The sequence below is a fragment of the Arthrobacter agilis genome, assembly GCF_006494655.1.
Classification (GTDB): domain Bacteria; phylum Actinomycetota; class Actinomycetes; order Actinomycetales; family Micrococcaceae; genus Arthrobacter_D; species Arthrobacter_D agilis.
In genome coordinates, this window is the sequence record NZ_VHIM01000003.1 from 1 (window position 1) to 17,032 (window position 17,032).

At 66.8% G+C, this 17,032-nt stretch carries 17 protein-coding genes and 1 pseudogene; 7 read left to right on the top strand and 11 right to left on the bottom strand.

The annotated features are described in order from the left end of the window. Window positions 1–663 precede the first annotated feature (663 nt). The 3 genes and pseudogenes from FJV46_RS15525 to FJV46_RS04825 all read right to left on the bottom strand — a co-directional run. A pseudogene (locus tag FJV46_RS15525) lies at window positions 664–1,296 on the bottom strand (DUF262 domain-containing protein); the annotation flags it as partial. 1 nt (window position 1,297) lies between these two features. Beyond that, window positions 1,298–1,861 (bottom strand): hypothetical protein, encoded by a 564-nt coding sequence (locus tag FJV46_RS04820; RefSeq protein WP_126130541.1) that lies wholly within the window; start codon window positions 1,859–1,861, stop codon window positions 1,298–1,300. Between the two features lie 456 nt (window positions 1,862–2,317). After that, the gene (locus FJV46_RS04825; protein ID WP_232008544.1) at window positions 2,318–3,355 is read right to left on the bottom strand and encodes a LacI family DNA-binding transcriptional regulator; all 1,038 of its coding nucleotides are present in this window, start codon (window positions 3,353–3,355) and stop codon (window positions 2,318–2,320) included. A gap of 89 nt (window positions 3,356–3,444) precedes the next feature. On the opposite strand from FJV46_RS04825, the gene FJV46_RS04830 reads away from it, so the two are divergent. The 4 genes from FJV46_RS04830 (at window position 3,445) to FJV46_RS04845 (ending at window position 8,912) form a co-directional block, all read left to right on the top strand. After that, window positions 3,445–4,383 carry a carbohydrate ABC transporter permease gene (locus tag FJV46_RS04830; protein WP_087029339.1) on the top strand — a complete coding sequence of 313 codons (939 nt, stop codon included), beginning with the start codon at window positions 3,445–3,447 and terminating at the stop codon, window positions 4,381–4,383. A 68-nt stretch (window positions 4,384–4,451) separates the two neighbouring features. Next, window positions 4,452–5,321 carry a carbohydrate ABC transporter permease gene (locus tag FJV46_RS04835; RefSeq protein WP_232008727.1) on the top strand — a complete coding sequence of 290 codons (870 nt, stop codon included), beginning with the start codon at window positions 4,452–4,454 and terminating at the stop codon, window positions 5,319–5,321. 56 nt (window positions 5,322–5,377) lie between these two features. Then, a complete protein-coding gene (locus FJV46_RS04840; RefSeq protein ID WP_087029335.1) occupies window positions 5,378–6,724 on the top strand; it encodes an ABC transporter substrate-binding protein in 1,347 nt (448 codons plus the stop codon). A gap of 124 nt (window positions 6,725–6,848) precedes the next feature. Continuing rightward, window positions 6,849–8,912, top strand: coding sequence for a beta-galactosidase (locus tag FJV46_RS04845; RefSeq protein WP_232008543.1), 2,064 nt, complete (start codon window positions 6,849–6,851; stop codon window positions 8,910–8,912). 91 nt (window positions 8,913–9,003) lie between these two features. On the opposite strand, the gene FJV46_RS04850 is transcribed toward FJV46_RS04845, so the two are convergent. After that, window positions 9,004–9,351 (bottom strand): cupin domain-containing protein, encoded by a 348-nt coding sequence (locus FJV46_RS04850; RefSeq protein ID WP_087029333.1) that lies wholly within the window; start codon window positions 9,349–9,351, stop codon window positions 9,004–9,006. Window positions 9,352–9,431: 80 nt separating this feature from the next. On the opposite strand from FJV46_RS04850, the gene FJV46_RS04855 reads away from it, so the two are divergent. Both FJV46_RS04855 and FJV46_RS04860 read left to right on the top strand, forming a co-directional pair. Beyond that, window positions 9,432–10,307, top strand: a complete 876-nt coding sequence (locus tag FJV46_RS04855) for a sigma-70 family RNA polymerase sigma factor (RefSeq protein WP_087029331.1) — start codon at window positions 9,432–9,434, stop codon at window positions 10,305–10,307. A 51-nt stretch (window positions 10,308–10,358) separates the two neighbouring features. Beyond that, a complete protein-coding gene (locus tag FJV46_RS04860; RefSeq protein WP_087029329.1) occupies window positions 10,359–10,595 on the top strand; it encodes a hypothetical protein in 237 nt (78 codons plus the stop codon). A gap of 132 nt (window positions 10,596–10,727) precedes the next feature. Here the strand turns inward: FJV46_RS04860 and FJV46_RS04865 are convergent, their stop codons facing one another. The 6 genes from FJV46_RS04865 to FJV46_RS04885 form a co-directional block, all read right to left on the bottom strand. Then, entirely contained in the window at window positions 10,728–10,973 is a 246-nt protein-coding gene (locus FJV46_RS04865) for a hypothetical protein (RefSeq protein WP_087029327.1), read from the bottom strand. 176 nt (window positions 10,974–11,149) lie between these two features. Next, window positions 11,150–11,311 (bottom strand): hypothetical protein, encoded by a 162-nt coding sequence (locus tag FJV46_RS15185; RefSeq protein WP_158250153.1) that lies wholly within the window; start codon window positions 11,309–11,311, stop codon window positions 11,150–11,152. A 153-nt stretch (window positions 11,312–11,464) separates the two neighbouring features. Beyond that, window positions 11,465–12,274 carry an ABC transporter ATP-binding protein gene (locus FJV46_RS04870; protein WP_087029326.1) on the bottom strand — a complete coding sequence of 270 codons (810 nt, stop codon included), beginning with the start codon at window positions 12,272–12,274 and terminating at the stop codon, window positions 11,465–11,467. Beyond that, window positions 12,271–13,329, bottom strand: a complete 1,059-nt coding sequence (locus tag FJV46_RS04875; protein ID WP_197715705.1) for a FecCD family ABC transporter permease — start codon at window positions 13,327–13,329, stop codon at window positions 12,271–12,273. The genes FJV46_RS04870 and FJV46_RS04875 overlap by 4 nt, the downstream gene beginning before the upstream one ends. Beyond that, window positions 13,326–14,363, bottom strand: coding sequence for a FecCD family ABC transporter permease (locus FJV46_RS04880; RefSeq protein WP_232008726.1), 1,038 nt, complete (start codon window positions 14,361–14,363; stop codon window positions 13,326–13,328). The genes FJV46_RS04875 and FJV46_RS04880 overlap by 4 nt, the downstream gene beginning before the upstream one ends. Window positions 14,364–14,368: 5 nt before the next feature. Beyond that, window positions 14,369–15,409, bottom strand: coding sequence for an iron-siderophore ABC transporter substrate-binding protein (locus FJV46_RS04885; protein ID WP_087029324.1), 1,041 nt, complete (start codon window positions 15,407–15,409; stop codon window positions 14,369–14,371). Between the two features lie 215 nt (window positions 15,410–15,624). Here FJV46_RS04885 and FJV46_RS04890 point away from each other — a divergent pair, with 215 nt between their 5' ends. After that, window positions 15,625–16,023, top strand: a complete 399-nt coding sequence (locus FJV46_RS04890) for a VOC family protein (RefSeq protein WP_087029322.1) — start codon at window positions 15,625–15,627, stop codon at window positions 16,021–16,023. A 117-nt stretch (window positions 16,024–16,140) separates the two neighbouring features. Here FJV46_RS04890 and FJV46_RS04895 read toward each other — a convergent pair whose 3' ends face one another. After that, complete coding sequence (locus tag FJV46_RS04895; protein WP_087029320.1) at window positions 16,141–16,992, bottom strand: YsnF/AvaK domain-containing protein; 852 nt, start codon at window positions 16,990–16,992, stop codon at window positions 16,141–16,143. Window positions 16,993–17,032 lie beyond the last annotated feature (40 nt).

Below are 17,032 nucleotides of genomic sequence, written 5' to 3' on the forward strand. Positions count from 1 at the left end.
CGTGAACGGACTCATCGAACTCCACCGCCGCGTCGCCCGAGGATTCCGCAACCGAGACAACTACCGCCTACGCATGCTCCTCATCGGCGGCGGACTCAGCCACTCCCACCTCAAGTAAGAAGAGCCGGTTATGGCCGAACCAGCACGCCGCACGCGATCGGCGAAAATGCCAGGTTCGATAGTTTTTCGGATCTCTAGAGCATTCTCGATTTGCCCATTTCGAATCTCTTTGATGAGTCGCGAGACATAAGACTCGGGCTTGCTCTGGTGCTCCTCAGCAAAAGTTGAAGCCCAAAGCCAATTCTTAAGGCGAGACGTATCAGTGGTTGGTACATACTGCATGATTCCGAACAACAGCAAACGCTGAACTTCATAAGGCACATCCGACATTCGCGATATCTGAAGGGGAGCCAAAAATGAGGCCAGAGCATCAAGGGCTTGTTCCATCGCCTCCACTTCGGCCTGAAGACCGTTCGGCCGGTTTGAAAGTTCCCGAAGCTGAATCACCTCACGCGAATCGAGAGATAACTCAGCCGTAATTGCCAGGCAGCGTATCAAGAATTCCTCTGAGATGCCCTCGAGCGCAGTGCCCTCATATCGTTCGGTCAACTCGCGGAAAGTCTCTTCGAGGTCGAAACTTGACCGCCAAGTGAGAGCTCTTACGAAGTCAACCGACGACAAAGGCGTGCCGCTACTATTTACGCGACGGAAAACTTCGACGACATCCTCGAGAACCGCGTTCGAGAGAGTGATGATCGGCACCTGGTAATCTTGAAACGTTGAGTATAGGTCTAGGACACGAGACAGCAGTTCTTCGCCGTCCTCAAGCTCAGCAATTTCACGTTGAACGTCGAGGAACGGACGGCTCTCGAAGAGGGCACTCATCGGCACGAGCCACGGGCCCCCCTGTCTAATCGCTGTTTCATGAATGAATTGACCGAGCCGTACGTCGAAATACACACGATATACGGGATTGTTACCTGGATCACGAAGGGTTCCATAGAGCGTTGACATTCGTTGTGCGCCATCGAGGACTACTTCGAAACTACTGAGGTTCAGGTCGGCGGGAGGGAATGGGCCTTCTCGATATCCCGAAAAGTAGTTATCCGACGATTCCACTCGCCATGTGAGAATGCTTCCAATAGGATACCCTTTCCGAATGCTTTCTAACAGCTCAATGACGTCACTTTCCCCCCACACGAAATGTCGTTGAAACCGTGGAATTCTAAGCGCCGTTCGGCTGATCTGACGTAGCACGATGTTGAGATATTGCGCCCTTGGCTCAGGATTCTGCACTTTATACTTCTCCGATTTCCGCGAGTTCCGCTTTCAGGCGAACCAGAGAGGCTTCGATGTAGTGAGCGCTGTGCCCTATGTAAGAAGCTTCGAAGTCGGTAGATTCGAAGAGCCAGGCAAGTGCTCGTTTTTTCTTCTTCTCGATTTGGCCAGTTCTTTTATATTCATAAAGAAGGTGCGTAAGTTCGCTTAAGTTGTCCTGCAGCTTCGTGAGAATTTTGATCTCGAAAGCTATTTCAGTCTCAGTAACTTCCGGACCTGGTACTGACAGCAATACGTAAACATGATGAGCATGATAGCCAGAGTCTTTTGCGTGGTAGCGCCGATAGGTCTTCAAACCCAATTTTCTTGCGGAAGCTGTCACGCGATTACTTGCATCAACGACGCCGTCCGCGAAGGGCACAACAAATTTCGTTCGCACCAAATCGTCGAGGAATAGATGTCCTCGCTCAGGCGTTACCCAATCTTGGTTCTTAGCATTATCGTCAGGAATACGGTCGGCCTGTTCCTGAATACTTCTTATCTTCGGGGGCATCTCTCCTTCGTTGTTCTCCTCGTAATTCACGCGGTAGAGTTTATCAATGAACGAGTCCCAGGATTTTGTTACGACTCTGAAGCCAGCTTCTCCGTTTGCCCAGACGTCGACTCCGCGGATTTTGCCAAGCACGAGTTGCTTTTCGAGATCAGCGAAGTTTTTCGCGCATCCCGTCGGGCGAGATAGAGCTTGTATCGCCGTCTGAGGTAACTGGGTGCTTGGGCAGGGAACCGTCAGGTTCCATCGCCTCGTCTTCTTCGCTGGCTCCGGTGTCAGTCACGATGCTCATTATGTCGGTAAAATGCCGGGCCCGCGAGTAGGACATCCATATTCAGCATGGTTGTAAGCAAGGGTTACTACACCCCCCCAGTTTGAGCATTAGTACGCTCGCACCTTGCTCTCAACGGTGAAGGCCCTGTTGTGTCGGCCCCAAACACGCGGCTGTACCTGAGTAGACCGGTATCCGGTCGAGTCGAAGGATAAGAGCTAATCGCCGCTTGAGGCCGCGGTGCTCTCCCGCACCACCAGCCGTGTCGGCACGAGGTCCAGGCCCGGCTCCGTCGAGTTCTCCCGCATCTGCTTCAGCACCTTGTCCACGCAGCGCCGGCCCACCTCGGCGAAGTCCTGGTGCACCGTGGTCAGGGGCGGGCTGAAGGAGGTGCTGTCCGGGATGTCGTCGAAGCCCACGATCGAGACGTCCTCCGGCACCCGGATGCCCTTCTCGTGGAAGGCCCGGAGCACTCCCAGTGCCATCTGGTCGTTTGCCACGAACACCGCGGTGCAGTCGGACGCGGCCAACGTCAGGCCCGCGAGGTAGCCCGAGTCCGCCGACCAGTCCCCCCGCAGCAACGCAGGCTCAGCACACCCTCGTGAGGACAGCACCGACCGCCAGGCGTTCACGCGCCGCTCCGACGCGAAGGACGCCGACGGCCCGGCCACGTGCCACACCGTCGGATGGCCCAGGTCCAGCAGGTGCTCCACGGCCTTCCGGGCGCCGTCGGCCTGGTCCGTGTCGATCACGCTGTAGCCGTCACTCGCATCGGAATCCACCACCACGGCGTGGACGCCCGGCGGCAGGGACACCGTGGCGGCGTCGAGCAGGTGGACCTCCATGATCACGATGATGCCGTCCACCGCCAGCTCGTTCAGCCGCGAGAACGCACCCCGCACGCCGGCCTGCGTCGGCGCGGCCACGGGGATCAGCGTGATGGCGTAATCCTCCTCCGCGGCCCGGGCCGCGATGGCCTCGAGCGTGCGGACGTTCCCGGTGGTCGAGAGCGTGAAGAGGATGACGCCGATGGTCCGGAAGCTTCCCCGCTTCAGGGCCCGCGCCGCACTGTTGGGTCGGTAGCCGAGCTCGTTCATCGCCGCGATCACCTGCTGCCGCGTGGCCTCCATGACGCCCGGGCTGCCGTTGGACACCCGTGACACCGTCTGCGCCGAGACACCAGCCAGCCGGGCGACGTCGGACATGGAGACGCGTCGGTCCTCGCGGAGGGAGTGTTGACGCGACGGTGCTGACATGTGACCATCGTAACAACAATGTTTACGCAAACATCGAGCACGAGGCACGGCAGTGTTTGCGCAAACATCGCACCGGACGAAGGACGAACATGACGACGGCGTCACCCCCACCCGCCGTGCTCGGCACGCAGCCCGAACCTGCGGCCCGAGCGCCGAGGCGCACCAGGACGCGCTCCTGGTCCGGTTGGCTCTTCATCGGCCCCTTCATGGCGGTCTTCGCGCTCGTGTTCCTGGCACCGATCGCCTACTCGATCTACCTGAGCTTCTTCCGCAACCAGCTCGTGGGCGGCAACGGCTTCGTGGGTCTTGCCAATTACGCACAGGTGCTGCAGGACTCGCAGTTCTGGTCCTCCCTCATCCGGGTGGTCCTGTTCCTCGCGGTGCAGGTCCCGGTGATGCTCCTGATCGCCCTCCTCGTGGCCCTGGCACTGGACAGCGGCCGGCTGTACGGGAAGTCCTTCTTCCGCATCTCGATCTTCCTGCCGTACGCGGTGCCCGCCGTCGTCGCCAGCCTCATGTGGGGCTTCATGTACGGCACGCGCTTCGGTCTGGTGGGCAACATCAACAGCGCGTTCGGCATCAACCTGCCCAACCCGCTCTCCCCCGACCTGATCCTCGCCTCGATCGGCAACATCGTCACGTGGGAGTTCATCGGCTACAACATGCTGATCTTCTACTCGGCGCTCAGCGTCATCCCGAAGTCCCTCCACGAGGCCGCGGAGATCGACGGCGCCAGCCAGTTCCGCCTCGTCACGGCCATCAAGCTGCCCGCCATCCGCGGCGCCATGGTGGTGGCCTCCATCTTCTCGGTGATCGGCAGCTTCCAGCTGTTCAACGAACCCGCGATCCTGCAGAGCCTCGCCCCGAACTCCATCTCCACGTACTTCACCCCGAACCTGTACGCCTACTCGCTGAGCTTCTCCGGCCAGCAGTACAACTACTCCGCCACCGTGGCGATCGTCATGGGCATCATCACCATGGTCATCGCCTACGCCGTGCAGCTGCGCGGCATGCGGAAGGAAAGCTGACCATGAGCGTCGCCGTCGAACCCTCCCGCACAGCCGGGAAGCGCACCTCCAAGCCGGGCTACGTGCGCATGAAGAGCACGCGCCGCGGCGTGGACAACCCGCGCCGCAGCGTGCTGCTGACCCTCCTCACCGGCGTCATCCTCATCTACAGCCTGATCCCGCTGGTGTGGCTGCTCATCAACTCCTCGAAAACACAGGAGAGCCTGTTCAGCTCCTTCGGGCTCTGGTTCAGCGGGGACTTCGCGCTGTTCAGCAACATCGGTGACACCCTGTCCTACGACGGCGGCATCTTCGGCCGCTGGTTCCTCAACACCGTGCTCTACGTGGTGGCGGGTGCCGGCGGCGCGACCTTCCTCGCCGTCCTCGGCGGGTACGCCCTCGCGAAGTTCTCCTTCCCGGGCAAGAAGGCCGTGTTCGCCGTCGTCATCGGCGCCGTCGCCGTCCCCGGCACCGCCCTCGCGGTCCCCACGTTCCTCATGTTCAGCGAGATGGGCCTCACCAACACCCCGTGGGCGGTGATCATCCCCTCGCTGATCTCCCCGTTCGGCCTGTACCTGATGTGGACGTTCGCCTCTGAGGCCATCCCCGCCGAGCTGCTGGAATCGGCGCGCATGGACGGCGCCGGCGAGTTCCGCACGTTCTTCCAGATCTCCCTGCCGCTGCTGGGCCCGGGCATCGTCACGGTGCTGCTGTTCACCATGGTGGCCACCTGGAACAACTACTTCCTGCCGCTGATCATGCTGAAGGACCCGGACTGGTACCCGCTGACCCTGGGCCTGAACGCCTGGAACAACCAGGCCTCCACGGTGGGCGGGGACGCCATCTACAACCTCGTGATCACCGGTGCCCTGCTGACCATCCTCCCGCTGATCGCCGCCTTCCTCCTCCTCCAGCGGTACTGGCAGTCCGGCCTCAGCGCCGGCGCAGTCAAGGAATGACCCCGCGACCGAACGAACAACCCCTTCCCGTCAACAACGAAGTGATAAGGAAACCCATGAAGAAGAGAATAGCCCCCGCAGTACTGCGAGGATCCGCTCTGGCCTTCGCGGCAACGCTGGCGCTCACCGCCTGTGGCGGCGGCGGTAGCGACGCCGGTGGCAGTGCCGACGCCGGGAACGCCGACGACGTCGCCGCGGCACTGGAGGAGGGCGGTGAGCTCACCGTCTGGGCCTGGGACCTCACGGTCCAGGACGTCGCCGACGAGTTCGAGGAACTGCACCCGAACGTGGACGTCAAGGTGGTCAACGCGGGTACCGGCAACGACCAGTACACCGCCCTGCAGAACGCGATCGCCGCCGGCGACGGCGTTCCCGACGTCGCGCAGATCGAGTACTTCGCCCTCCCGCAGTTCGCCATCGCCGACTCCCTGACAGACATCAGCGGCCTCGGTGCCGGCGACCTCGAGGGAACCTTCAGCCCCGGCCCGTGGAACGCCGTGCAGCAGGGCGAGGGCATCTACGGCCTGCCCATGGATGCCGGGCCCATGGTCATGTATTACAACACCGAGGTGTTCGAGAAGTTCGGCGTGGAGATCCCCGCCACGTGGGACGAGTACATCGAGGCAGCGAGAACCATCCACGAGGCCGACCCCGACGTCTACATCACCAACGACACCGGTGACGCCGGCTTCACCACGAGCCTCATCTGGCAGGCCGGCGGTAAGCCCTACCAGGTGGACGGCACCGACGTGACCGTCGACTTCTCCGACGAGGGCTCCACGAAGTTCGCCGAGACGTGGCAGGAACTGGTGGACGGCGAGCTCGTGGCCCCTATTAACTCCTGGACCGACGAGTGGTACCAGGGCCTCGGCGACGGCACCATCGCCACCCTGAACACAGGAGCCTGGATGCCCGGCAACTTCGAGTCCGGCGTGCAGGCAGGCGCCGGCAAGTGGCGCGTGGCCCCGCTTCCCCAGTGGGAGGAGGGCGGCACCGCCACCGCCGAGAACGGCGGCAGTTCGCTGGCCATCCCGTCCGCCACGGAGAATGCGGCCCTCGCCTACGCCTTCCTCGACTACGCGAGCGTGGCCGACGGTGTCCAGACTCGCATCGATGGCGGTGCCTTCCCGTCCACGACGGAGGACCTCGCCTCCGAGGAGTTCCTGAACCGTGAGTTCGAGTACTTCGGGGGTCAGAAGGCCAACGAGCTCTTCGCGGAGTCGGCCGAGAACGTCGTCGAGGGCTGGTCCTACCTGCCCTTCCAGGTATACGCGAACAGCATCTTCAACGACACAGTGGGTCAGTCCTATGTGTCCGACGCCCCGCTTACCGAGGGCCTGAAGGCCTGGCAGGACGCCACGATCCAGTACGGCTCGGACCAGGGCTTCACCGTCTCCGAGTAGTACCCGGCTCGTACCCGCACCATCTGAATCACCAAGCCCGGGCCGGGCGGGAGCTCGCGCGCACCCGCCCGGTCCGTTCCACCCCTGTTCCACCCCTGTTGAACCCGCCTCAAGGAGCTTCACCGTGTCGACACCCACCACCCACCGCTGGCTGCGCTGGCCGTCCGAGCCGAACCGTCCCCGCATGGCGTACGGCGCCGACTACAACCCGGAGCAGTGGCCGCGCGAGACGTGGGACGAGGACGTCCGCCTCATGCGCGCGGCCGGCGTCAACGTGGTGTCGCTGGCGATTTTCTCCTGGGCCCGCCTGCAGCCCGAGCGCGACGAGTGGAACTTCGCCTGGCTGGACGAGGTCATCGACCTCCTGCACGCGAACGGGATCGCCGTCGACCTCGCCACCGCGACCGCCTCCCCGCCGCCGTGGCTCGCCACCGAGCACCCCGAGATCCTCCCCGTCACGGCCGACGGCGGCACCCTCTGGCCCGGTGCCCGCCAGCACTGGCGCCCCACCAGCCCCGTCTTCCGCGAGCACGCCCTGAAGCTCGTCACAGCGATGGCTGAGCGCTACAGGGACCACCCCGCCGTCTGCGCGTGGCACGTCTCCAACGAGCTCGGTTGCCACAACATCTACGACTACTCCGACGACGCCGCCGGCGCCTTCCGTACCTGGCTCACCGACCGCTACGGCAGCATCGACGCCCTCAACGACGCGTGGGGCACCGACTTCTGGTCCCAGCGCTACACGCGGTTCGAGCAGATCCTGCCCCCGCGCCAGGCCGCCTCGCACCCCAACCCCACGCAGCAGCTGGACTTCAAGCGGTTCTCCTCCGACGCCCTCAAGCAGTACCTGCGCGAGGAACGCGACATCCTGCACCGCATCACCCCGGATATCCCCGTGACCACCAACTTCATGGTCATGGGCGAGTCCAAGGGCATGGACTACGCCGACTGGGCGGCCGAGGTGGACTTCGTGGCCAACGACCACTACTTCATCCCGGGCCCGCAGGCCGTGGACGAGCTCTCCTTCTCCGCGAACCTCACCGGAAACATCGCCGGCGGCAAGCCGTGGTTCCTCATGGAGCACTCCACGAGCGCCGTGAACTGGCAGCCCGTCAACACCCCGAAGAAGTCCGGCGCCCTCCGCCGTGATTCCCTCACCCATGTGGCCCACGGCGCCGACGCGGTCTGCTACTTCCAGTGGCGGCAGTCCAAGGCCGGCGCCGAGAAGTTCCACTCCGCGATGGTCCCCCACGCCGGCGAGGACAGCCCGATCTTCCGCGACGTCGTGGACCTCGGGCGCGAGCTCGGCGAACTGTCCGACGTCGTCGGCTCCACCCGCAGGCAGGCACCCGCGGCGATCCTGTTCGACTGGGACTCCTGGTGGGCTTCCGAGCAGGATTCCCACCCCTCTGACCGCCTCCACTACAAGCAGGAGGCCCTGGACTGGTACACGGCGTTCCTGAACCTCGGCATCCGCGCCGACGTGATCCCGGCACGCACGCACAGTGCGGACCTCAGCGGGTACGGGCTCGTGGTCGCACCCGTCCTCCACACCGTCCCGGTCTGGCTGAAGGAACGCCTCGAGGGGTACGTGAACGGCGGGGGCCACCTCGTGGCCACCTACTTCAGCGGCATCACGGACGAGAACGACCACATCTGGCTCGGCGGCTACCCCGGTGCCCTCGCGGACCTGCTCGGCATCCGCATCGAGGAGTTCGGCCCGCTGCTCGACGGCGAGTCCGTCTCCCTGGACAACGGCGCCACCGCGACCCTGTGGGCCGATCGCGTGCTCCCCCGCGTCGACGACGTCGAGGTCCTCGCCCGCTACACCACCGGTGATCACGCGGGAGACGCCGCCGTGACGCGGCGCGCGAGCCCCTCCGCGACGGGTGCCGGCAGCGCCGCCTACGTGGGTGCCCGCCTCGGCGCGGATGGCGTCACGCCTGTCCTCGCGGATCTCGCTGCCCGCGCCGGACTGACCAGCGACCTGCCCGCGGACCTCCGCGGCGCCGTCGAGCAGGTCATCCGCACCGGCGAGGACGCCGACTACGTCTTCCTCATCAACCGCACCGACGCACCTGTGGACATCACGGGCGTCGACGGCGACACGCTCGCCGGCGAGGAGGCCAAACTGGCTCCCCGCTCCGTCGGCGTCCTCACGAGGAAGGCCGGCACCACCGTCTCGTAAGACATGCACGACGACGGGGCGTCCGCAGCAGCGGGCGCCCCGTCGTCGTCGGGGTGGGGCCGCATCGGGATCGGCAGAGCCTGCCCGACGGTCAGGTTCCCTCCGGGCCGAGTGACATCGGTCGGGGAGCCGGGTTCGGGTCAGGTTCCTTCAACTCGACGAAGAAAGCGTGCGTCGGCGTCGTCCCGGTGTTCTCGCCGTAGTGGTCCTGGGCGGACAGCCACCTGACCGCACCTTCGGGGAGCTCGACATCCAGGCTCGTACCGCGGGCATAGAGCCGCCGTCGGAAGGAGCTCGCGGTGATCATGACGCTGTCGGGATGATGGTGCTCCACACTCGTGTGGCCAGGCTCGTCCGTGTACTCGAGGACCCGGACGCGATCATTCTCGAAGGCCACGCGGTAATGGTTCGGATTGCTCTGGACTGGGTCGTCTGCCATGGCCGGACTGTACGCCTGTGAAGCTACCGGCACCAGAGTCCCCGGACCCGATCGACGCCGGACGGCCTAGGGTGTGGCGTATGGACCTGACCGGGCAGTTCGAGGCGGAACGCCCCCGCCTCGTGCGGATCGCCGCCGGGGTGCTGGATGATCGCGCCGAAGGCGAGGACATGGTGCAGCAGGCATGGCTCCGGCTGCACGGCACGCGCACCACCATCGAGAATCTGCCCGCCTGGCTCACGGTCGTGACGACACGCCTCTGCCTCGACCGGCTCCGCGCGAAAGTGCCCGAACCAGCCGAGACCCTGCCCGACGACGGCGGTACCGCCACGGACCCGGCAGACGGAGTGCTGGAGGCTGCAGCGGTGGGCGTCGCGCTGCAGGCAGTGCTCGAGCGCCTGTCCCCCAGTGAGCGCGTGGCCTTCGTCCTGCACGACACGCTCGGTGTGGAATTCCGGACCATCGCGGCCGTCCTCGCCGTCTCAGCCGACGCCGCCCGGAAGCTGGCCTCCCGGGCTCGGGCGAAGGTCGCTGCCTTCCCGCCGGGGGACGCAGCTGCCGACTGGCAGGTGGTCGATGCCTTCCTGGCTGCCTCCCGCGGCGGCAGCTTCACGCGCCTCCTGCACCTGCTCGCGCCCGACGTCGTCGTCTCCGCCGACGCAGCGGCCATCGCGACCGGGACACCCGAGCGGATCGAGGGGCGCCAGTCCGTCGCGGCGATGTTCGACGGCGCCGCGGCGGCTGCCCTGCCCGTCTTCGTCGACGCACGCCCGGGAGCTGCCTGGTTCAATCGGGGTGCAGCCCGCGTGGCCTTCGACTTCGCCGTTGCCGACGGGCTGGTCCAGGCCATCACGTTCCGGGCAGAGCCCGACGTCCTGGCGTCCCTCACGCGTCGCGCCGGGGCGAACCGGAAAGAGCGCCCCGCTGTCACATCCCGGCCCCGCCCGTCGTCATGATGGTGAGGCACCGTTCTCGCGGATGCCCGTCCATCGACCGGAGGACCTGCCATGAAGACCATGACCTGCAAGCAACTCGGCGGCCCCTGCGATCTCGCTTTCACGGGCGAGAGCGCGGACATCATCATCCAGGCCCAGGACCAGCACCTGAAGGACGCCGTCGCAGCCGGCGACACCGAGCATCAGACGGCCCGTGACGCCATGAAGGCGCGCTGGCGCAATCCGATCAAGGGCCTGGGCTGGTACAACGGCACCAAGAAGGCCTTCGCCGCACTGCCTGAGGGCTGACTCGAGCGCCTACGGCCCCAGGTACCCAGCACACGACCAGCACGGCGAAGCCGTTTGTTCGCGGCATGCAGCAGGATCGGGACGACGGGGCGGAAGCCAGCGTGAGAGGTTGCCGAGGACCCGGGGAGTAGGTCAGGGCGCGTTGCCTGGGACTGCTCCCGCGGGCGCTTCGCCGTCCGACCCTCGATCCGTAAGGCCCCTGGTCACCGCTCCCGCCCCCGCGGCGAGGAACACCCAGGCGGAGAAGATCACCACACGGTAGACCGAGGACTCCCCCAGCCAGTCCAGCAGCAGCGATCGCCCGCCGAAGATCAGCACCGCCAGCGCGAAGCACCCGCCGGCGACGAGGAACCACCGAAGGTTCTTCCTGGTCATCATGCCCCCCTCGTCATGAGCTTCCAGCCTAGGGGGCAGGACGCGTCGCGGCGAGGCCGACGGCGGCGGGAAGCGAGCGAAGCCGCGACCCCGAACAGGAAAAAGGGGCGCCCGCAGCGTGAACTGCTGCGGACGCCCCTCCCGGTCTTGCGCCGATACGCCGGTGCCGGCCGGCGGAATCAGCTGTTGTCGGTGCGGACCGGGCTGTCGCCGTTCTCGGCGAGCGGCGAGGTGTCGTCGCCGCCGTCGCCTTCGGACAGGGCCGCGTGCCCTGCGAGGGACTCGGACAGCTGCTCGTCGGCAGTCGGGTCGTGCTGGGGCTTCTCGTCGTGCGTGCTCATGGGACGTCCTTCCGATGGGATGGTGCCTGGTCGGTCCGACGCCACGCGGTGCTGGTCGGCGTCGTCGTGTCAGCGTACGCCCATCATCAGCAGGCTTGGTATCGGTGCGGGTGGAGGCAGGGTTCCCGGGCCGTCCGTCGCCGGACCGGACGGTCAGCGTTCCACCGTCGTGTGGTGCCGGCCGAGCGGGAGCATCAGAGGCTTGTTCGACGTCGGGTCGACCACCACCCGGCTGTCCAGGCCGAAGACGGCGCGGATCGTCTCCTCGGTGAGCACCTCGGCCGGCGTGCCGAGCGCGTGGACCTGTCCGTCGGTGAGGGCGATCAGGTGGTCGGCGTAGCGTGCGGCGAGATTGAGGTCATGGAGGACTATCACGATCGTGGTGCCACGCGACCGGTTGAGATCCGTCAGGAGGTCGAGGACCTCGAGCTGGTGGCTGACGTCGAGGAACGTGGTGGGCTCGTCGAGCAGGAGGATGTCCGTCTGCTGCGCGAGGGCCATCGCGATCCACACGCGCTGCCGCTGCCCGCCGGAGAGCTCGTCCACGGGCCGGTCCGCGAGGGCCGCGGTCTCGGTGGCGGTAAGCGCGTCCGCGACGGCCTGGTCGTCCGCGGGAGTCCACCGCGAGAACAGGCCCTGGTGCGGGTGCCGCCCGCGGCCCACGAGGTCCGCGACGGTGATGCCCTCCGGGGCGGTGGGCGATTGCGGGAGGAGGCCGAGCGTGCGGGCCAGTTCCTTCGCCGGCGTCTGGTGGACCGCTCGGCCGTCGAGGATCACCTGCCCGCCCCTGGGTGCGAGCAGGCGGGACATGGCGCGCAGCAGGGTGGACTTGCCGCAGGCGTTGGCGCCGACGATCACGGAGATGCCGCCCATCGGGACCCGCAGGTCGAGGTCCTGGACGACGGTCCGGGTCCCGTAGCCCACCGTGAGGTTCTGGGCGTGCAGAGTGTGGGCAGTGGTCATAGCGAGCCTCCCGAGCGGTTGGTCCGCACGATCAGATAGACGAGATACGGGGCACCGAGCACGCCGGTGATCACGCCCACGGGGTAGCGGACGCCGAACGCGTACTGCCCCAGGAAATCGGCGGTCACCACGAGGAGGCTGCCCACGAGGGCTGACGGGATCAGGAGGGAGGCGCCGGGGCCCACGATCCGCGCGGCGATCGGTCCGGAGAGGAAGGCGACGAAGGCGATGGGCCCGGCGGCCGCCGTCGCGAAGGCGATGAGGCCCACGGCGGCGATGATGACGATGATCCGTGTGTGCTCGACGCGGACGCCGAGGGCCGACGCGGCGTCGTCGCCCAGCTGGGATGCGGACAGGTTCCGGGACTGCGTGAGGAGCACGGGGGCGAGGACGGCGAGGGCGATCACGACGGGCACCACCTCGGACCACCGGGTGCCGTTGAGGCTGCCGGTCAGCCAGCGCGAGGCCTCCTGCAGGTCCCACTGCGCGGCCTTGCTGAGCACGTAGGCCGTCAGGCTGTCGAGCATGGCGGCGATCCCGATGCCGATTAGGATGAGTCGCGTGCCCACGACGCCGTCCTTGAAGGATAGCCCGTACACCAGCAGCGCGATGCCCAGGCCCGCGACGATCGCGAAGATCGAGACCTGTGTGGCGCCGAGGCCGAGGGTGATGATGGCGAAGGCGGCCGCGGCGCTCGCACCCGCGCTGATCCCGATGATGTCCGGGCTGGCGAGCGGATTGCGGAGCATGGTCTGGAACGTCACCCCGCCGATCCCGAAGCAGAGACCGGCGATGACGGCGAGGGTGGCGCGCGGCAGCCGCAGGCGGCCCACCGTGAAACTCGCGCCGTCGATGTCCCGGCCCAGGATCACCCCGAGGACATCCCCCGGCGTGTATGTGGTCTGCCCCACGCACAGCGAGACGACGAAGGCGACGACGATCAGGGCGGCGAGGATCCCCACCACGAGGCGACGCCGGGCGGTGCGGCGCCGCCGCCCGCCGGCGATCTCGGCGGCGGAGATGCCGGTCCGAGGGAGGGCCTGCAGCGCCGTCACAACTCACGCACCTTCTGGCGGCGGACGATGTAGATGAAGAAGGGGGCACCCACGAGCGCCGTGATGATGCCGACGTCGATCTCCTCCGGACGTGCCACGATCCGCCCGAGAACGTCGGTGGAGGTGAGGAGGATGGCCCCGAGGACGGCGGAGAGGGGCAGCAGCCACCGGTGGTCGACGCCGATCAGCAGGCGGCAGGCGTGCGGGACAACGAGGCCCACGAAACCGATGGGACCCGTCACGGCGGTGACCGCTCCGCAGAGGAGCACGGCGCCGAACGCCGCAGCCCCGCGCGCCACCGCCACGCGTTCGCCGAGACCGGCAGCGAGTTCGTCCCCGAGCGCGAGGGAGTTCAGCGACCGCGCCGAGAGCATGCTCAGCAGCAGGCCGACGGCGAGGAAGGGCAGCACCTGGCTGATGCTCGCGAAGGTGGCGCCCCCGACACCGCCGATCAGCCAGGACCGGACGGTGCCCGAGATGTCTCCGCGGGGAAGCACGACGGCGCTGATGAGGGAGGTCAGGGCCGCCGAGGTGGCCGCGCCGGCCAGGGCGAGCTTGAGCGGAGAGGCTCCCCCGCGTCCCAGCGAACCGACGGTGTAGACGAACACCGCCGTGACCGAGGCACCGGCGATCGCCACCCAGATGTAGCCCGTCGCCGAGCTGAGACCCACCGTGGCGAGCGCGGCGACGACGGCGAGCGACGCACCGGTGTTGACGCCTAGTATTCCCGGATCAGCGAGCGGGTTGCGCGTGACGCCCTGCATCACGGCGCCGGAGAGTCCGAGGGCCGCGCCGGCGAGGACGGCCAGGAGGGTGCGCGGGATCCGCTTGGCCACCGCGGCTTCGTCGAAGCCGTCCACCGATCCGCCGAGGGCTGCGAGGACGTCCCCGACCGACACGGTGCGGGAGCCGACGCCCACGGAGGCGATTGCCACGGCACAGAGCACGGCGAGGGCGATCACGAGCCAGAGCAGCCGACGACGGCGCAGCCCCCGCGCGGGGGCGGGAGCTGCGACGGCGGGTGGAGCGGACAGTGCCACTACGACTTGGCTGCGGCGTCCGAGAGGAGCGAGAGGTAGTCCTCGAGGACCCAGGAGATGGACAGCGGCGTGGGGTTCGCGGCCGTGCCCACGGGGGTGGTGCCGGGCAGGTTGACGATGGCCTTGTTGGCGACCGCCGGGATCTGCGAGAGCAGCGGGTCCGCCTCGAGCGTCGAGACGAGTTCGTCGTCGCCGTAGGTGACGATGATGTCGACGTCGTCGAGCACGTCCGCCTGCTCGGTACTGATGGTGCCGGAGAACAGGTCTGTCTCGGCGGACGCGGTCGCGACGCTCTCCGGCGTGGCGAGGCCCAGGTCCTCGAAGAACATCGCCCGGGTGTCGTGCGTGGTGTAGTAGCTGACCTCGCTGAGGTCGGTCGGGTCGACGTGCGTCATGAACATGGTCTTCTTCCCGGCGATGCCGGGGAACTCCGCGGTGGCGTCGCTGATCTGCTGGTCGAGATCCGCGATGAGCTCCTTGCCCTCCTCGGGCATGCCCATGCCGGCGCTGTTGAGCTCGATCATCTCGCGCCAGGGGGTGCCCCATGCCGTCTCGGGGAAGGCGACGACGGGGGCGATCTCGCTGAGGGTGTCGTAGTCCTCCTGCGTGAGGCCGGAGTAGGCGGCGAGGATCACGTCGGGTGCGGTGTCCGCGACGGCCTCGAAGTCGATGCCGTCGGTCTCGTCGAACAGCACCGGTGTCTCGCCGCCGAGCTCGTCGAGCTTCTCCGTGACCCAGGGGAGCACACCGTCGCCGTCGTCGTCGCCGAAGGTCGCGGCCGCCATGCCCACGGGTACGACGCCGAGTGCCAGGGGTACTTCCTGGTTGGCCCATGCCACGGTCGCGACGCGCTCTGGCTTCTCCTCGATGGTGGTGGTGCCGAAGCTGTGCTCGATCGTGATGGGTTCGAAGCCGGAACCGGAACCGGCGGCCGGGGACACCGCTGCGCCGGGCTCTGTGGCGGGCGTGGCGCAGGCCGCGAGAGCGACGGTCATCGAGGCTGCAGCGGCGAGGGCGAGGAGTCTGGGAGCGCGGAGCATGGGGTCCTTCCGGGAGTGGCGACGAGGGCGGATACCGGCGTGCTACCGGCCGGAATGAGCCTCGGAGCATCAGGTAAGGATTACCTTAGCAGCATTAGCGCATGCGATCGTGACGTTATTCTCCGCGCCCGAACCAGCCCCGCGCGGCGCGGATTGCGGACGCCGGCTGTCCGCGGGGACCTGCGCATGCCGGGATGACGGAGCAGAATCGGCGCATGACACTGCGCTGGTACTCCACCGTCATCGAATCCACCGACCACCGCTCCCTCGCCCGGTGGTGGTCCGAAGCGCTCGGCTGGGAGGTGATGTTCGAATCCGACGACGAAGCCGTGCTCGTTCCTCCCTGGGCGCGCGAGCTCGGATCGACGCTGTCCTTCGAACAGGTGCCGCCGGGGCTCGTGTTCGTCCCGGTCCCGCACCGCAAGGAGGGCAAGAACCGCCTGCACCTGGACTTCGCGCCGCACACGAGCCAGGACCGCGACGGCGAGATCGATCGTCTCGTGGAGCTCGGTGCCGCGCGGATCGACGTCGGGCAGGGACCGGACGTCACATGGGAGGTCCTCGCGGACCCCGACGGCAACGAGTTCTGCGTGCTGTCCTCGCGGAACTCCTAGCTCCGGGACGCCTCCGTCCACAGGGAACGGCCACCGGGATCCGCTCCCGATGGCCGCCTTCGTCCTCATTGCGTCCACTGCTCACCCCCTTCGCGGGCGAGCAGCAGGCGCCGTCCGTTACAACTCCACGCGCTCCGTCTCGATGACTTCCTTGCGCACCTGGCCGGTGACGTTCTCGTCATGCGTGTGGGCCTCGCGGCGTACGCGGACACGTTCGATCGGCACCACGTCCATCTCTACGCGCGGCTTCTCCTCGTACAGCACCACCTCGACCACGTCGCCGTTGAACGCGGTCTCCACGGCCGAGTAGAGGCGCTCGCGTTCCGCCCTCGAGAAGGTGCCCTGGCCGTCGTCGTACAGGGGTTCGCCGTCCTTGACCGGCAGGCGCTCCACCACCAGCTCTTCCCGGCGGATCTGCACGGTCATGGTGACGTCCTCGGTGACCACCCGCTTGACGAGGCGCACGCGCTCCGTCTCGCGGAGTTCCGTGCCAACGCGGAGCTGCTCCTCCGAGCGCGTCATCGAGTAGTCGCCCTCGGGGCGCGAGGTCCGGCCGCGCCCCACTCCGGCGCCCTCCGTATCGACTGCCCGGCCCGTGTCGGCAGTGCCGGCCCGGGCTGCATCGGCCGTCGCGGCGGCGTCGTCCTTGGTTGCCATCAGCCCGTAGTAGCGCAGCAGGTGCTGCTCCTCCTCGGGGCTGAGATGGCCGTCCTGGGACATCTTGGGGGAGTCGTACACCTTCGCGTGGGTGTACGGGAGGCGGACGTCGTGCCCGTCGAGCGTCGCATCGTGCAGCGGCGCGAAGGACTCCGGGCTGCCCATGGTGTGCGTGGCGATGGTGACCCAGCTCGGGTCACCCGTGGCGTCGTCGACATACAGCTGCCCCATGGGACCGAGCACGGCGCCGTCCTCGCTCAGCACGTTGGCGCCGGCGTTCATCGAATCCTTCATCTGGTCGATCGTGATCATGATGGCCCTTTCGGAGCTGGTGACTTCCTCTCACCGTAGA

Excerpts from the sequence above, each read along its gene's own strand:
- FJV46_RS04830 (WP_087029339.1), top strand. The coding sequence starts at position 3,445 with ATGACGACGGCGTCACCCCCACCCGCCGTGCTCGGCACGCAGCCCGAA.
- FJV46_RS15185 (WP_158250153.1), bottom strand. The coding sequence starts at position 11,311 with ATGAGCACGCACGACGAGAAGCCCCAGCACGACCCGACTGCCGACGAG.
- FJV46_RS04885 (WP_087029324.1), bottom strand. The coding sequence starts at position 15,409 with ATGCTCCGCGCTCCCAGACTCCTCGCCCTCGCCGCTGCAGCCTCGATG.
- FJV46_RS04825 (WP_232008544.1), bottom strand. The coding sequence starts at position 3,355 with ATGTCAGCACCGTCGCGTCAACACTCCCTCCGCGAGGACCGACGCGTC.
- FJV46_RS04895 (WP_087029320.1), bottom strand. The coding sequence starts at position 16,992 with ATGATCACGATCGACCAGATGAAGGATTCGATGAACGCCGGCGCCAAC.
- FJV46_RS04890 (WP_087029322.1), top strand. The coding sequence starts at position 15,625 with ATGACACTGCGCTGGTACTCCACCGTCATCGAATCCACCGACCACCGC.
- FJV46_RS04840 (WP_087029335.1), top strand. The coding sequence starts at position 5,378 with ATGAAGAAGAGAATAGCCCCCGCAGTACTGCGAGGATCCGCTCTGGCC.
- FJV46_RS04865 (WP_087029327.1), bottom strand. The coding sequence starts at position 10,973 with ATGATGACCAGGAAGAACCTTCGGTGGTTCCTCGTCGCCGGCGGGTGC.
- FJV46_RS04855 (WP_087029331.1), top strand. The coding sequence starts at position 9,432 with ATGGACCTGACCGGGCAGTTCGAGGCGGAACGCCCCCGCCTCGTGCGG.
- FJV46_RS04870 (WP_087029326.1), bottom strand. The coding sequence starts at position 12,274 with ATGACCACTGCCCACACTCTGCACGCCCAGAACCTCACGGTGGGCTAC.
- FJV46_RS04835 (WP_232008727.1), top strand. The coding sequence starts at position 4,452 with ATGAAGAGCACGCGCCGCGGCGTGGACAACCCGCGCCGCAGCGTGCTG.
- FJV46_RS04850 (WP_087029333.1), bottom strand. The coding sequence starts at position 9,351 with ATGGCAGACGACCCAGTCCAGAGCAATCCGAACCATTACCGCGTGGCC.
- FJV46_RS04860 (WP_087029329.1), top strand. The coding sequence starts at position 10,359 with ATGAAGACCATGACCTGCAAGCAACTCGGCGGCCCCTGCGATCTCGCT.